The 14,992-nt window shown below is 71.4% G+C and carries 11 protein-coding genes; 7 read left to right on the top strand and 4 right to left on the bottom strand.

Features of this window, described 5'->3' with window-relative positions:
- The coding region (locus P3L51_RS29755; RefSeq protein WP_354608422.1) for a DNA-3-methyladenine glycosylase family protein at positions 1–930 on the top strand (930 nt) is incomplete at its 5' end.
- Between the two features lie 33 nt (positions 931–963).
- Here P3L51_RS29755 and P3L51_RS29750 read toward each other — a convergent pair.
- Genes P3L51_RS29750 through P3L51_RS29740 form a run of 3 tightly spaced genes read right to left on the bottom strand, consistent with a single transcriptional unit; the run spans position 964 to position 3,786 of the window.
- A complete protein-coding gene (locus P3L51_RS29750) occupies positions 964–2,307 on the bottom strand; it encodes a coenzyme F420-0:L-glutamate ligase (protein ID WP_354608421.1) in 1,344 nt (447 codons plus the stop codon).
- On the bottom strand, positions 2,304–3,272 hold the full coding sequence (gene cofD, locus P3L51_RS29745) for a 2-phospho-L-lactate transferase (RefSeq protein WP_354608420.1): 969 nt from the start codon (positions 3,270–3,272) through the stop codon (positions 2,304–2,306). The genes P3L51_RS29750 and cofD overlap by 4 nt, the downstream gene beginning before the upstream one ends.
- A gap of 13 nt (positions 3,273–3,285) precedes the next feature.
- Positions 3,286–3,786: a cysteine dioxygenase gene (locus P3L51_RS29740; protein WP_354608419.1), complete on the bottom strand. Its 501-nt coding sequence runs from the start codon at positions 3,784–3,786 to the stop codon at positions 3,286–3,288.
- Between the two features lie 668 nt (positions 3,787–4,454).
- On the opposite strand from P3L51_RS29740, the gene P3L51_RS29735 reads away from it, so the two are divergent.
- From P3L51_RS29735 to P3L51_RS29725, 3 genes are all read left to right on the top strand, one after another.
- Positions 4,455–4,718, top strand: coding sequence for a WhiB family transcriptional regulator (locus tag P3L51_RS29735; protein WP_023541320.1), 264 nt, complete (start codon positions 4,455–4,457; stop codon positions 4,716–4,718).
- A 278-nt stretch (positions 4,719–4,996) separates the two neighbouring features.
- The gene (locus P3L51_RS29730) at positions 4,997–8,773 is read left to right on the top strand and encodes a glycosyltransferase (protein WP_354608418.1); all 3,777 of its coding nucleotides are present in this window, start codon (positions 4,997–4,999) and stop codon (positions 8,771–8,773) included.
- A complete protein-coding gene (locus P3L51_RS29725) occupies positions 8,770–10,344 on the top strand; it encodes a DUF5719 family protein (RefSeq protein ID WP_354608417.1) in 1,575 nt (524 codons plus the stop codon). Before P3L51_RS29730 ends, P3L51_RS29725 begins: the two co-directional genes overlap by 4 nt.
- A gap of 66 nt (positions 10,345–10,410) precedes the next feature.
- On the opposite strand, the gene P3L51_RS29720 is transcribed toward P3L51_RS29725, so the two are convergent.
- Positions 10,411–10,839 (bottom strand): metallopeptidase family protein, encoded by a 429-nt coding sequence (locus tag P3L51_RS29720; protein ID WP_354608423.1) that lies wholly within the window; start codon positions 10,837–10,839, stop codon positions 10,411–10,413.
- A 269-nt stretch (positions 10,840–11,108) separates the two neighbouring features.
- Here P3L51_RS29720 and P3L51_RS29715 point away from each other — a divergent pair, with 269 nt between their 5' ends.
- From P3L51_RS29715 to P3L51_RS29705, 3 genes are all read left to right on the top strand, one after another.
- The gene (locus P3L51_RS29715; protein ID WP_354608416.1) at positions 11,109–11,537 is read left to right on the top strand and encodes a DUF3499 domain-containing protein; all 429 of its coding nucleotides are present in this window, start codon (positions 11,109–11,111) and stop codon (positions 11,535–11,537) included.
- 246 nt (positions 11,538–11,783) lie between these two features.
- Positions 11,784–13,400: an L-lactate permease gene (locus P3L51_RS29710; protein WP_354608415.1), complete on the top strand. Its 1,617-nt coding sequence runs from the start codon at positions 11,784–11,786 to the stop codon at positions 13,398–13,400.
- A 76-nt stretch (positions 13,401–13,476) separates the two neighbouring features.
- The gene (locus tag P3L51_RS29705; protein WP_354608414.1) at positions 13,477–14,835 is read left to right on the top strand and encodes a phosphomannomutase/phosphoglucomutase; all 1,359 of its coding nucleotides are present in this window, start codon (positions 13,477–13,479) and stop codon (positions 14,833–14,835) included.
- The last annotated feature ends 157 nt before the right edge of the window (positions 14,836–14,992 follow it).

Raw genomic sequence — 14,992 nt, 5'->3', positions numbered from 1 at the left:
GCCAAGACCCGCGTCTACGCCCCGCCGGGCGACGCCTTCGAGCTCGGGCTCGTCCTCGGGCCCCTCCGTCGCGGGCCCGCCGACCCCACCTTCCGTACCGCCTCCGACGGCTCCGCCGTCCGCGCCACCCGGACGCCCGCCGGGCCCGGCACCCTGCGGGTCAGGGCCGGGGACGGGGACGTGCGCGCCGAGGCGTGGGGCCCCGGGGCCGACTGGCTGCTGGAGCGGCTGCCCGAGATGCTCGGCGCGTCGGACGACCCGGCCGCCTTCGTCCCGCGCCACAGACTCCTCGCCGCCGCCCAGCGCCGCCGCCCCGGCCTGCGCCTGTGCCGTACCGGCCTTGTCCTGGAGTCGCTGATCCCGTCGGTCCTGGAGCAGAAGGTCACGACGATCGAGGCGAACCGCTCCTGGCGCCACCTCGTACGGAAGTACGGCGAGCCCGCCCCCGGCCCGTACGGCGACCGGGCCCGCGACCGCGACGGCGCCATGTATGTCATGCCCGACCCCCGCACCTGGGCCATGATCCCGTCCTGGGAGTGGCACAAGGCCGGGGTCGACTCCAAGCGCTCCGACACCATCGTGCGCGCGGTCCGCGTCGCCCGCCGGCTGGAGGAGGCCGCCGCCATGGAGCCCGAACCCGCCGCCGCCCGCCTGGAGTTGATCACGGGGATCGGTCCGTGGACCTCCGCCGAAGTCCTTCAGCGGTCGAACGGGGCCCCGGACGCCGTCACCGTGGGCGACCTCCATCTGCCGGGCATCGTCGGCTACGCGCTCGCCGGCCGCCCCGACACCGACGACGCCGGGATGCTCGAACTGCTGGAGCCGTACGCCGGGCAGCGCCACCGCGCCGTACGGCTCATCCTCCTCACGGGGCGTACGCCACCACGCCGCGCCCCCCGCATGCCCGTCGGCAGAATCGCGCACCTGTAGCCGGATCGCGCACCCGTGGGCGGGCGGGGCAGTTCAGCGCACCGAGATGAAGTCCTCCGCCGCCCGCCCCGGCCGCGGCTTCGGCTCCGCCGCCGCGTGCCCGACCGCCACCGCGCCCATCGGGTCCCAGTTCGCGGGCAGTTCGAGCACGTCCCGTACGACATCGCGGCAGAACATCGTCGACGACACCCACGCGGAGCCGAGCCGCTCACCCGCCAGTGCCACGAGGAAGTTCTGCACACCGGCGCCCGTCGCGACCACGAACATCTCGCGCTCGGCCGTGTCGCGGCGCTCGTCTCCGTACGTATGCGCGCCGTCCGCCACCAGGCACGGCACCACCAGATACGGCGCGGCGCGCAGCACGTCCCCGCGCCGCACCCGCTTGGCCACCGACTCCTCCGACTTGCCGTCGCGGCGCAGGTCCGCGATCCACGCGTCCCGCATCGCGTCGAGGAGCCGGACGCGCGACTCGGGCGACTCCAGCAGGACGAACCGCCACGGCGTCGTGTGATGCGGCGCGGGCGCCGTCACCGCCGCGGCGACCGCGCGGCGCACCGCGCCGGGATCGACCGGCTCGTCGGTGAACTCCCGGACCGTACGGCGCTGGGTGACCGCTTCTCGTACCGCCTCGGACGTCCCGAGCCGGAACATGTCGTCCGCCGCGACCCGCACCATCGCCCGCGCGCCGTCCGCCGATTCGCCCACCAGCCGCGCGAGGCCGGTCACCACCGCCACCGGCAGCCCGGCGGCCTTGCCCTTCACCAGGTCGCCGGCGGCGGCCAGTTCGTCGGCGAGAGCGACGACCGTCGCGCTCAACGGATTGCCGTGCGCGTCCGTACCGCCACGCAGATCGTCCAGGACCCGCACTCCCGCCGCGCCGATCGCGACGTCCGTCAGCCCGTTGCGCCACGGTCGGCCGAAGGTGTCCGTCACGAGCACGCCGACGTCCACGCCCAGCGCGTCCCGCAGCCCGTCCCGGATCGCGCGGGCCGACGCGTCGGAGTCCTCGGGCAGCAACAGCACCGTCCCCGTGGGGGTGTTGGACGCGTCGACACCGGCCGCGGCCATCACCAGACCCTGCCGGTTCTCCACGATCCGCAGCGGCCCGCGCCGCGCGACGACGCGGACGGTCTCCGCGTCGATCGCCGCCTCGCGGTCCCGCGCCTCGACGATCCTGCCCTCGGCCTTGGACACGATCTTCGACGTGACGAGGAGGATGTCCCCGTCGGCCAGACCGGGCCCCGCAGCGACGATCAGCTTCGCGAGATCGTCGCCCGCGCGGACCTCCGGCAGCCCTTCGAGCGCGCGCACGCTGTACGACGCGGCCTCGGACCCACCCTCGGACCCACCTCCGTAGGACGCTTCGTGGGACGTCATGCCCGCACCTCCTCGGCCAGCGCCAGCGCCTCACGCGCCATCGCGGTGGTCGCCTCCAGGTCCGTCATCATCAGCGGTACGGCCCTGCTGCGGATCCCCGCGCCCTCGATCTCCGCGACCGACGCCGCGTCCACCGTGTCGACCAGCCAGCCGTCCAGCAGCCCCGAACCGTAGTGCTGCGCCACGGCGGTGGCCGTCGACTCGACGCCGATCGCCGCGAGGACCTTGTCGGCCATGCCGCGTACGGGCGCGTCCCCGACGATCGGCGAGAGCCCGACGACCGGCACTCCCGCGTCGGCGATGCCCTCGCGGATCCCCGGCACGGCCAGGATCGTGCCGATGCTGACGACGGGGTTGGACGGCGGGAAGAGGATGACGTCGGCCTGGGCGAGGGCCTCCAGCACACCGGGCGCCGGCTTGGCCTGGTCGGCGCCGACGGGAACGACCGCGTGGGCCTCCACGGAGGCGCGCATCTTCACCCAGTACTCCTGGAAGTGCACGGCCCTGCGCTCGCCGGTGGGGCTGTCCGGCACATCGACGGCGACGTGTGTCTCGACGCGGTCGTCGGACATCGGCAGCAGCCGCACCCCGGGCTTCCAGCGCGCGCAGAGCGCCTCGGTGACCGCGCTCAGCGGATAACCGGCGCCCAGCATCTGCGTGCGGACGATATGGGTGGCGAAGTCGCGGTCGCCGAGGCCGAACCACTCGGGCCCCACGCCGTACGCCGCGAGCTCGGCCTTGACCTGGAACGTCTCGCCCTCGCGCCCCCAGCCCTGCTCTTCATTGATGCCTCCCCCGAGGGTGTACATCACCGTGTCGAGGTCCGGGCAGACCTTCAGCCCGAACAGATGGATGTCGTCACCGGTGTTGCCGATCACCGTGATGTCCGCGTCCGGCGCGGCCTGCTTGAGGCCACGCAGGAAACGGGCACCACCGATACCGCCGGCCAGAACCACAATGCGCATGCTGTGCAGTTTGTCAGGCGGGTACGACATCCTGGGCCGCCGGGGCGCACCGGGCGGAGTGCATCGGCATCTCGGTCAGACCCGGGAAGTAGATGTGCAGACTCACAGCCGGTTCGAGTGAATCGTTGACCACTTCGTGGACGTATCCGGGGGCGAAGACCCGCTGCGCGCCGCCGCCGAGCGAGCGGCTCGCCTTCTCCGTACGCTCCGTCAGTTCACCGTCGAGGACGGTCAGGACGCCGGACGAGCGGCCGTGGTCGTGCGGTCCGCTGCCCTGGCCCGGCACCCAGGAGAGCAGCCACACCTCGTAGCCGGGGCCGGCGCTCAGCCGGTGGTACCAGCGGCTGGTGGCGTCGTACCGGACGAGCGCGGCCCATCGCGCCCGGTCGGCGGCGATGGCACGGGCCAGACCGGCGAACTCGGCCACGGTGCCGGGATGCTCCCGGGCGGGCTGGAGAAGGTGCGGCACCTCAAGGAGGTCGCCTGCGATCTGAAGGTCGCTGTCGCTGTTCATGGGTGTGGAGGTTCCTCGGCAGAAGGCCTGAGCGAGCTACGGGAGGTGAACGGAGACGCGCGAAGCGCGAAACAGGGAGAACGGGGCGAACGATGTGTTCGGCCGGAGCTTCAGTGGCTCAACAGCTCGGACAACAGGAACAGCAACAGCGGGCCTGGACAGCACTGCGGAATCCACGGGTGTGGATCGCGTACGAGGCTGAGGTGACCGGCATGCATTCAAAGGTGGCGGGAACGGTTCCCGCTTGTCAACTCAATGACCGATTTGGCGGCAATGTTTCACCTCATCCGGTTACTGGGTTCGGGGAAAGGTTTGTGCGGCCGCTGACGCGGAGACATGGCGCAGCAGCCGTGCTCGCAAACACCGTCGCGCTTCCGTGATCGGACTGTGATTCGGATCGCTTCCGTGGCTGGATCGCAACATCGACGAGGCTCCGGACGTCTCCCTCGGGGAGGAGTGGATGCGGGCAGGCCAGTGGCATGTGTCAGGTTTTTGGTGATTTGAACACTTTCCGCATAGCCTTGGTTCCGCAGAGTGAATACCGGGGCCAATAGCAGATCTCGGCTTGACTGGCTCGTATCCGCACACTTGTAATTTCACTCGTGTCGTTCGGCCGAAAACGGTAACGGCCGCAAGCACGGGGACGTAAAGACAGACGAGGGGCGCACATGACCGAGCTGTTCGAACAACTGCTGGTCGAGGACGCGGACGAGGAACTCGGCTGGCAGGAGCGCGCGTTGTGCGCCCAGACCGATCCCGAGTCCTTCTTCCCCGAGAAGGGCGGCTCCACCCGGGAGGCGAAGAAGGTCTGTCTCGCCTGTGAGGTCCGCTCCGAATGCCTGGAGTATGCCCTCGCCAACGACGAGAGATTCGGTATCTGGGGCGGTCTGTCCGAGCGTGAACGCCGCCGTCTCAAGAAGGCCGCGGTTTGAACAGTTCCGGCCATTCTCCGGTCGCACCCTGCGCGATAGCCCGCGCGTCACCTCGCGCGACATTCTCTGAACGGTCCGTTGTCTGCGTCCTCTTCGCAGGCGGCGGACCGTTGTCGTGACCGGCGCGGACGGCCCGGCCCGGCGCTGTCTCCCAGGTCGTCCGGTTTGTCCGGGCGCTCGGCGATCCGGCGCTTGTTCGTACCGTTAGTGTGGGGCCCCGTCCGAGACGCCCCAACGCCCCGTCGGGGCGACCCCCCGGCCGGAGGGCCCCTACCTCGATGTCCGTCACCACAGCCGCGTTCGATTCAGCCACCGCACCGGAGTACCCGCGGCACGTCGTGACCGCGGTGCTCGTCTCCCACGACGGTGCCCGCTGGCTCCCCGACGCCCTCACCGGGCTGATCGGCCAGGAACGCCCCGTACAGAACGTCATCGCCGCCGACACCGGCAGTGCCGACGAATCGGCCACGCTGCTCACCGAATCGCTCGGCCCGGACCGCGTCGTCCACCTCGCCCGCCGCACCAGCTTCGGTACGGCCGTCGAGGAAGCGATCCGCACCGCCGGCGTGCTCACGCCCGACGAGTTGCCCTATCTGAAACGCCCGAGCGGCTGGGATCCGGCCACCCGGACCTGGCAGGACGACGCGTACGACATGCCCGAACTGCCCCACGGCGAGCCCGTGCAGTGGCTGTGGCTGCTCCACGACGACTGCGCGCCCGACCCCGACGCCCTCGCCGAGCTCCTGCGCGTCGTCGACACCGACTCGCACGCCGCGATCGTCGGCCCCAAGCTGCGCGGCTGGTACGACCGCAAGCAGCTCCTTGAGGTCGGCGTCTCCATCGCCAACAGCGGGCGCCGCTGGACCGGCCTGGACCGGCGTGAACAGGACCAGGGCCAGCACGACCAGGTCCGCACCGTGCTCTCCGTCTCCAGCGCGGGCATGCTCATCCGCCGGGACGTCTGGGACGAACTCGGCGGCTTCGACCGCAGACTTCCCCTGATGCGCGACGACGTCGACCTGTGCTGGCGCGCGCACGCCGCGGGACACCGGGTGCTCGTCGCACCCGACGCCGTCCTCAGGCACGCCGAGGCCGCCGCGCGCGAGCGCCGCACCGTCGACTGCGCGGGCCGCTCCGTCGTCAACCCGCACCGCGTCGACAAGGCCGGCGCCGTCTACACGATGCTCGTCAACTCACGCGGCGCCGTGCTGCCCTACGTACTACTGCGGCTCGTCGTCGGCACGCTCCTGCGCACCGTCGCCTACTTGGTGGGCAAGGCGCCCGGACAGGCCGTCGACGAAGTCATGGGTCTGTCCGGCACGCTCCTGCGCCCCGGCAGAATCATCGGCGCGCGAAAACGACGAGGCAAAGGCGTCGTCGAAGCAAGCGAACTTCGCGCGCTTTTCCCGCCACCCGGCGCCACCGTCCGGGCAACGGTCGAGCAAGTAGCTGGAAGCCTCGGTGGCGGCTCTGAGACCGAGGCCGGTGGCTCACGCCACGGCGTGGTGGAGTCGGGCCCCGGCGGGGACGACGCGGACTTCCTGGAGATCGAGCAGTTCGCGCGGCTGAAGCGCCTGGCTCACAAGCCGGGTCCCGTCCTCTTCGCCGTACTGCTCATCGTCTCTCTCGTCGCCTGCCGGGCCCTGCTCGGCGGCGGCGCACTCGCGGGCGGCGCGCTGCTGCCCGCACCGCCGGACGTGGCGGGCCTGTGGTCCCGTTACGCCGACGGCTGGCACCCCGTCGGAACGGGCGGCACCCAGACCGCGCCTCCGTACCTCGCGGTCCTCGCCGCCCTGTCGGCGCTGTTCCTCGGGTCGACCGGCTTCGCGCTGACCCTGCTGCTCGTCTGCTCCGTACCGCTGGCCGGAGTCACCGCGTACTTCGCCTCCCGGCCGCTCATCGAGTCGAAGCTGCTGCGAGCCTGGGCGAGCGTCGCGTACGCCTTCCTGCCCGCCGCCACCGGCGCCCTGGCCACCGGGCGGCTCGGTACGGCCGTGCTGGCCATCCTGCTGCCGCTGATCGCGCGGACGGCCGTCGCGGCGTACGGATTCCGCGCCGAGTCCCAGGAGGGCACGGCGGGAGCCGCGCGTGGCAGCTGGCGCGCCACCTGGGCGTACACCTTCCTGCTCACCCTCGCGATGGCGTTCACCCCGGTCGTCTGGCCGATGGCGCTCGTCCTCGGCCTCACGGTCCTGGTCCTGCGGCGCGGCGACATCGTGGCGTACGGGCTGCGCCTGCTGGCCGTGGTCGGCACCCCGCTGCTCGTCCTGGCCCCCTGGTCGCTCTCGCTGCTGACGGCACCGTCCGACCTCTTCCGGGAAGCGGGACTGGAATTCGGTACGGGGCAGGCCACCGCGCTCGATCTGCTCGGTATGAGCCCCGGCGGCCCCAAGGCCGCGGGCGGGGTCCTGCTGATCGGTGTCGTCCTGGCGGCACTGGCCGCGCTGCTGCGCGGCGAGCGGCAGTTCGCCGTACGGGCGGCCTGGGTGGCCGCCCTCGTGGCACTGGTCTTCGCCGTCCTCACGAACAACTCCGGCTGGGCCGGCCCCGCCACCCTCGTCTACGGTCTGGCGCTCATCGCGGCGGCCGTGCTCGGCGCCGACGGCGCCAAGGACCGCGTCGCCAGCCAGAGCTTCGGCTGGCGACAGCCCGTCGCGGCGGTCATCGCCCTCGCGGCCGGGGCGGCGCCGCTGCTCGCCGCGGGCGGCTGGATGATCAGCGGCGCGTCCGGCCCGCTGGAGCGGCGCGACCCGGTGCAGGTACCGGCGTTCGTCGCCGAGGAGAGCATCACCCGCGACCAGCCGCGCACGCTGATCCTCGGTGGCACGTCGGCCGCGGAGGTCTCGTACTCGCTCGTCCGCGGCTCCGGCGGCCGGCTCGGTGACGCCGAGCTGACCGAGTCGGGCGGCGGCGACCCCGGGCTCGACAAGGTCGTCGGACGCCTCGTCGCGGGCTCCGGCGCGGACCAGACCGACCAGCTCAGCGGCTTCGCGATCCGCTACGTCCTCGTGCGCGACGGCGCCCCGGCGCAGATGTCGCGCGTGCTCGACTCCACCCCCGGCCTCAGCCGGCTCAGCCAGCTCGACGGCAGCGCGCTGTGGCGCGTCGACCGCCAGATCTCGCGGGCCACGATCATCGAGGGCGAGAGCGACGCCGAGCCGCTGCCCGTCGGATCGTCCACGGTCGAGGCCCACACCGACATCCCGGCCGGCCAGGCCGGGCGGGTGCTGCGGATCGCCGACCGGGCCGCCGAGGGCTGGCAGGCCACGCTCGACGGCCGCGTCCTGGAGAGGACGACCGTCGACGGCTGGGCACAGGGATTCGAACTCCCCGCCGAGGGCGGCAGGCTCGACCTCACGTACGAGGACACGTTCACCCACACCGCGTGGGTCTGGGCGCAGGGCGCGCTCGCCGTCGTGCTGCTCGTGCTCGCCCTGCCGGGGCGGCGCAAGGAGATCGACGACGACCTGCCCGAGGAGGGCGCCGAGGTGCCCGCAGAGCCCGTGTCGGGCGAGGGCCGCCGGGCACGCAGGCTCCGGGCCGCCGCGCAGGCGGAGGCCGAGGCTGAGACGGCGGAAGGCACCGAGAGCGCCGAGACCGTTCCGCCGGAGCCGGCGGAGGCCCCGTACGTCGCCGCCGCGGCTGTTCCGCAGCAGCAGTCGTACGGAGAGTGGGACGGCCAGGCGGCCCAGACGGCCTACCAGGGCGCGGACTACGGCTCGTACCAGACGAACGAGCAGCAGTACCAAGGCGGCCCGACCGAACAGCAGCAGTACGAAGGCGCCCCCTACCAGGGCGCGCAGCAGTACGACGGTACGCAGCAGTACGAGGGCGCTCCGCAGTACGACGCCGACGGATATCAGATCTACCAGCAGTACCCGGCGGACCAGTACCAGCAGCAGGCACAGGCACCGGCACAGGTGCAGTACGACCAGTACGGATACGTCGTCCAACAGCCGTACGTGGAAGGGCAGCAGCCCTACACCGACGCCCAACAGCCGTACACCGACGGCAACGAGAACGAGCAGCGTCCCGACGGGAGCAGCAACCAGTGAACCGCACGACCCTCTCCCTCATCGCGGCCACGACGGCGCTCGCGGCGGTCACCGGATTCGCCGCGGTCACCGCGCCCGACTCCGCCGACACGACGACGGCGAAGACGCCCGCGCGGCTTCCCGTGGAGCGCAGCAGCCTGCTCTGTCCCACGCCGAGCACCTCGGAGCTGGCCGAGACGGTGTACACGTCCTTCACCCCGGCCGGAACGGCGGACGCCGGCACGGATGGTGCCGCCGAACTCGCGCCGTCCGTCGCGCCCTTGGCCGACACGGACACCGCCGACGACGAGAAGAAGACGGACGACAAGGCCAAGGACGACGAAGCGAAGGACGAGCCGAAGGAGCCTGCGGCGGACGGAGCGGACGCGAAGGCCAAGCCGTTCCTGGCCCTCAAGGAGCCCGGCAAGCCCGTCTCCGGGGCCAAGAACGGTGCGGACGCCCCCGCGCTCGTCGGCACCGCCACCGGCCCTCTCGCGCCCGGCTGGACCACCCAGCAGACCACCACGGTCACGGCCGGCGACTCACGTGGACTGTTCGGCATGACCTGCACGGCCCCCGACACCGACTTCTGGTTCCCCGGCGCGTCCACGGACAAGCCGCGCCAGGACTACGTCCACCTCACCAACCCGGACGACACGGCGGCCGTCGTCGACATCGCGCTCCACGGCAAGGAGGGCCTTCTCAAGTCCTCCACCGGAGAAGGCATTCCGGTCCCGGCCCGGTCCAGCGTCCCCGTCCTGCTGTCGACCCTCACAGGAGAGGCCGAGCCGAACGTCACCGTCCACGTCAGCACCCGTACGGGCCGCGTCGGCGCCGTGGTCAACGCCGCCGAGGACAAGATCGGCGGCGACTGGCTGGCCGCCTCGGCCGATCCCGCGCCCCGCGCGGTGCTCCCCGGAATCCCGGCCGACGCCACCTCCGTACGACTGGTGGTCTTCGCGCCCGGTGAGGACGACGCCGAGCTGAAGGTGCAACTGGCGAGCAAGAGCGGCACGATCGTTCCGTCCTCCGCCGCCGAGCCGCTCAACGTGAAGTCGGGCATGACGGCCTCGCTCGACCTGGGGGACGTCACCAAGGGCGAGGCCGGCTCGGTGCGTATCGGCCCGGGAGAGGGCGGGGGCGAGACCCCGGTGGTCGCCGCGCTGCGCGTCGTACGGGGCAAGGGCGACGACCAGGAGGTCGCCTTCATCCCGGCGACCGGCCCAGTCACGGAGCGTGCGACGGCCGCCGACAACCGGGCCAAGGGCTCGACACTGTCGCTCACCGCGCCGGACAAGACGGGGAAGGTGAAGGTCACGGCCTCGGCTGGCAGCGGGGGCGGCGAGCAGGTCGTCAAGACGTACACGGTCAAGGGCGGTACGACACAGGCCGTCACCCCGCCCGTGCCGGCGGGGCTCAAGGGCTCGTACGCGCTGACGGTCGAGGCCGAGTCGGGCGGTCCGGTCTACGCGGCGCGCACGCTGGCGGTGACGCAGGACGGCGTACCGCTGTTCACGGTGCAGACGCTGCCGGACGACCGGGGCATGGTGTCCGTACCGGCGACGAAGGAAGACCTCTCCGTACTGAAGTGAGGCCGAGCGAGGACCGGCCGGGAGCGAGGAAGCGGTGCTTCCTCGCTCCCGGCCGGTCCCGCGCGGTCAGTCCTGGCCGTACCGCGGGTCGACCGACTCCGGTGAGAGCCCCAGCAGTTCGGCGACCTGCTCGACCACGACCTCGTGGACGAGCATGGCGCGCTCCTCACGGCTCTTCGTACGGATCTCGACGGGCCGCCGGTACACGACGATGCGCGCGGGCCGGTCCTTGCCCTCGGGAACGGACCGGCCGAGCGGTACCGACTCGTCCTCCGTGACGGGCACGTCGAGCACCAGGAAATCGATCTCCGCCAGCTGGGGCCAGCGCCGCTCCAACCGTTCCACGGAGTCCCGTACGAGATCACGGAACGAATCCGAGCGGCTCGCCGACAGCGGAACCTGCGGCGGTGCGACAGGCCCACGCATTCCTCGGCCGTGGCGATCACGGCGGCGCGGTCTCGGCTCGGTCGGCTGCGGCGGTACGGGACTGTCCATCACTGACGCAGGGTAGCTCTCCGGGGGACGCCGCGACGGCCCCCGGGCCCGCCGGACGGCATGTCGCAAATTGAGCATTCCGGCCAAGCTCGGGCTCGTTTCGCTAGGTCCGCCGGATCGTGGCGCTCGCCTTCATTGGCGGGATTTGCCCCAAGTGGTGACCGGATCACTAGCGGTGATTGGCCGATTACCCCTCTTCCCGTGCAGGTCAGGGCAGTTATGAGTGCGTCGGACGGGGCGAATGCCACGTCACGACACGGTCGAGTGGCGTGAGGGAGAGTCGTCGCGGCCCGCTCAAGAGTGCGGTACCGTCCAACATCGTGAGCCCTGTACGTCGCTGTTCGCGCACCGCGTGCGGCCGTTCCGCTGTCGCGACACTGACGTACGTCTATGCCGATTCGACCGCGGTCCTCGGCCCGCTCGCCACGTATGCCGAGCCCCATTGCTATGACCTGTGCGCCGAACACAGCGAGAGACTGACCGCGCCACGCGGCTGGGACGTCGTCCGGCTCACGGACGGCTCGGCGCCGCCCCGGCCCAGCGGCGACGATCTCGAAGCCCTGGCGAACGCCGTACGTGAGGCCGCGCGCCCTCCGGAGCGCGCGAGTGGACCCGCCGGCGGCGGGCCGCGTGGGGCGGATCAGGCGGAGGTCGGGCGCCGCGGGCACCTGCGGGTGCTGCGTTCCCCCGATTCCTGAGTCCGGCTCCGGCTCCTGAGCCTGGGTCCGGCTTCTGTCGGTCCTGTTCCCGTCGGCCCTGTTGCTTTTCCTTTCGCCGGTCCTGATTCCTGAGTCCGGCCGGGGCTTCCGGTCGCGCCGAACCCGTCCTGTGAGTTTCCGTGACGGATCCTGCACGGGCCATTGACCTCTCTTGTCGTGGACACGATCATGCCTCGCAGTCGTGAGAGATCACTTTCCGCATCGCGGAATTCGGAGGCCCCTGTCGTGTTCGAACAGCAACTGGAACCCGTCGCCGATTCGCTCGGCCTGTCCGCCCTGATCGCCGCGCTGCCCCTGTTCACCGTGCTGGTGCTGCTCGGCGCCGTCCGTATGAAGGCTCATCGCGCCGGACTGATCGGTCTGGCCGCCGCAGTCCTGGTCGGCTGGCTCGCCTTCGGGATGCCCATCGGCCAGACCGTCTCCGCCGGCGCGCAGGGCGTCGTCTTCGGTCTCTTCCCGATCATGTGGATCGTCGTCAACGCCCTCTGGGTGTACCGGATGACGGTCCGCACCCAGCACTTCGACATCCTGCGACGCTCGTTCGGGCGATTCTCCGACGACCCGCGCATCCAGGCGCTCGTCGTAGCCTTCTGCTTCGGCGCGCTCCTCGAAGCGCTCGCAGGCTTCGGCGCCCCCGTCGCGATCTCCGCGGTCATGCTCGTGGCGCTCGGCTTCGACCCGGTCAAGGCGGCGGTCGTCGCCCTCGTGGCCAACACCGCGCCCGTGGCCTTCGGCGCGATGGGCACGCCGGTGGTGACCCTGGCCCAGGTGACGGGACTGCCGCTGGACACCGTCGCCTCGGTCGTCGGCCGCCAGACGCCGCTGCTCGCCGTTGTCGTACCCCTGGTGCTCGTCGGGCTCGTCGACGGCAAGCGGGGCCTGCGCGAGACCTGGGCGCCCGCCCTGGCGTGCGGATTCGCCTTCGGTGTCGCACAGTTCGTCGCGTCCAACTTCGTCTCCGCCCAACTCGCCGACATCGGGGCCGCCCTGGTGGGCGCCGCGGCGCTGCTCGCCGTGCCGAGCGCGCGCAAGCCGGCCGACGAGGCCGTGCGGACCTCCGTACTGAAGGGCGCGCGCAGCGAGGACCTGGACGTCGAGGACGACCGCCGCGAAGTCGTCCGCGCCTACGCCCCGTACGGACTGATCGTGGTGATCTTCTCCCTCGCGCAGATCCCGCCGATCAAGGACCTGCTGGCCAAGGCGACGCAGTCCTTCGACTGGCCGTTCCTCGATGTCGCCGACTCGGAGGGGAAGCCGGTCGGGGCCAACGTCTTCTCACTGCCGCTCATCTCGACCGGCGGCACGCTCGTTCTGGTCGCGGGTCTCCTGACGGCCGGGGTGATCGGACTCAAGGCGAAGGACGCGCTGAAGGAGTGGGCGGCCACGGTGCACGAACTGCGGTACGCGATCCTCACCGTCGTGTCCGTGCTGGCCCTCGCGTACGTCATGAACCTCTCCGGACAGGCCGCCACCATCGGCCACTTCGTCGCGGCGGCGGGCGCGGGACTGGCGTTCCTCTCGCCCGTGCTGGGGTGGTTCGGCGTTGCCGTCACGGGCTCCGACACCTCGGCCAACGCGCTCTTCGGCGCCCTCCAGGTCACGGCCGCACGTGAATCCGGCCTGTCGCCCGAGCTGTTGGCGGCGGCGAACAGTTCCGGTGGAGTACTCGGCAAGATGATCTCTCCGCAGAATCTGACGATCGCGTGCGCCGCGGTCGGCCTGGCGGGCAAGGAGGGCGACCTCCTCAGGAAGGTCCTGCCGTGGAGTCTCGGGCTGCTGTTGGTGATGTGCCTGATCGTGGTGGGGCAGAGCACCTTCGTACTGGGGTGGATGCTTCCGTAGGGCCTGTCCTTCGGGTCTCGCCGAGAGCGCGGGTAGTTTGTGATGACTGTCCGCAGAGACCTCAGGAGGGGTGGCCGTGGCCGACTTGGGCCAGATCGTGAAGGCGTACGACGTACGTGGCGTATATCCGGACCAGCTCGACGACCGGCTCGTCGAGCTTTTCGGAGCGGCCTTCGTGGAAGTCACGGGCGCCACGGCGATCGTCGTCGGTCACGACATGCGGCCCTCCTCGCCCCACCTCTCGGCGAGTTTCGCCAAGGGCGCCGTCCGGCGCGGGGCGGACGCCACACTGATCGGGCTGTGCTCGACGGACCAGCTGTACTACGCGAGCGGGGCGCTGGACCTGCCGGGCGCGATGTTCACCGCGTCGCACAACCCGGCGCAGTACAACGGCATCAAGATGTGCCGCGCCGGCGCCGCGCCGGTGGGGCAGGACACCGGCCTGGCCGAGATCCGCGCGCTGGTCGAGACATGGCTGGCCGAGGGGCCCCCGGAACGGGCGGCGAAGCCGGGAACGATTACACAGAGTGACACGTTGACCGATTACGCGGCACATCTGCTGTCCCTGGTCGAGCTCTCGGCGATCCGCCCGCTGAAGGTCGTGGTCGACGCGGGGAACGGCATGGGGGGCCACACGGTTCCCACGGTCTTCGCGGGGCTGCCCGTCGACCTGGTCCCGATGTATTTCGAGCTGGACGGCACGTTCCCCAACCACGAGGCCAACCCGCTCGATCCCCGGAACATCGTGGATCTCCAGGCGCGAGTGCTGTCCGAAGGCGCGGACCTGGGCCTGGCCTTCGACGGCGACGCGGACCGGTGCTTCGTCGTCGACGAGCGGGGCAGGGGCGTGTCGCCGTCGGCGATCACGGCCCTGGTCGCCGAGCGTGAACTCGCCAAGCACCCCGGCGGCACGGTGATCCACAACCTCATCACCTCCTGGTCGGTCCCGGAGGTCGTCAGGGAGCACGGCGGCAACCCGGTGCGTACGCGCGTCGGCCACTCCTTCATCAAGGCGGAGATGGCCCGCACCGGCGCGATCTTCGGCGGCGAGCACTCGGCGCACTACTACTTCCGCGAGTTCTGGAACGCGGACACGGGCATGCTCGCCGCGCTCCACGTCCTGGCCGCGCTGGGCGGCCAGAGCGGCCCGCTGTCGGAGCTCGTCGCCTCCTACGACCGGTACGCCGGCTCGGGAGAGATCAACTCCACGGTGGACGACCAGACGGCCCGCCTGACCGCCGTACGGAACGCCTTCGCCGACCGCGAGGGCGTCACGATCGACAACCTCGACGGCCTGACGGTGACAACCCCCGACTGGTGGTTCAACCTCCGCGCCTCCAACACGGAACCACTGCTCCGCCTCAACGTGGAGGCCCGCGACGAACCGACGATGTCCAAGATCAGGGACGAGGCACTGGCTCTGATCCGCTCCTGAGACGGCCCGGCCCGTCCGGCCCGTCCGGCGCGGGAGGACGTCCTGGCCACCGGCCGGCCCGGTGAGACCGGCTGCCGCCCCGGGGCCGGGGCCTGGGCCTGGGGTCTGGTCTGGGGTCTGGGGCTCGCCCCAGTTTCGGGAAGGGGCGGGTCTGTCT

The sequence above is a fragment of the Streptomyces panacea genome (genome assembly GCF_040560175.1).
Classification (GTDB): Bacteria; Actinomycetota; Actinomycetes; order Streptomycetales; family Streptomycetaceae; genus Streptomyces; species Streptomyces panacea.
Note: the sequence above shows the minus strand (reverse complement) of the source record. Positions and strands in the feature narration are given on the sequence as shown.